This is a genomic window from Streptomyces fulvoviolaceus (genome assembly GCF_000718165.1).
In the GTDB taxonomy this organism is placed as follows: domain Bacteria; phylum Actinomycetota; class Actinomycetes; order Streptomycetales; family Streptomycetaceae; genus Streptomyces; species Streptomyces fulvoviolaceus.
On the sequence record NZ_JOEY01000174.1, the window covers coordinates 1 to 432 of the forward strand.

Annotated in this window: 1 protein-coding gene; it reads right to left on the bottom strand. The window is 68.8% G+C overall.

The window, feature by feature from the left end:
• The coding region (locus tag IG08_RS0153375; RefSeq protein ID WP_030622237.1) for an acyl-CoA dehydrogenase family protein at positions 1-432 on the bottom strand (432 nt) is incomplete at both ends.

Below are 432 nucleotides of genomic sequence, written 5' to 3' on the forward strand. Positions count from 1 at the left end.
GGTGACGCCCTGGCTGATGTCGGTGCCGGCATTGGTGATGAACATCTTCGTGCCGTTGAGCAGCCAGCCGCCGTCCCGCCGCAGCGCCGTGGTCGCGATACCGGCCGCATCCGAACCCGCCTCCGGCTCCGTCAGACCGAACGCACCGATCGCCTCGCCCCTGGCCAGCGGCGCCAGCCAGCGCTGCTTCTGCGCCTCCGTGCCATACGCCAGCAGCGGCAAGGTGGCGATCGTCGAGTGCGCGTTCCACGAGGAGGCCACCGACTGATCGGCGGCACCGAGCTCCTCCATCACCGCGACATAGGTCACCGTGTCGGAACCCGCACCGCCGTACTCCTCGGGCACCAGCATGCCCATCAGCCCCAGCTCACCGAGCTTGGTGAAAACGTGGGTCGGGAAGGTCTCCGTCTCCGACCACTCAGCCGCGTTCGG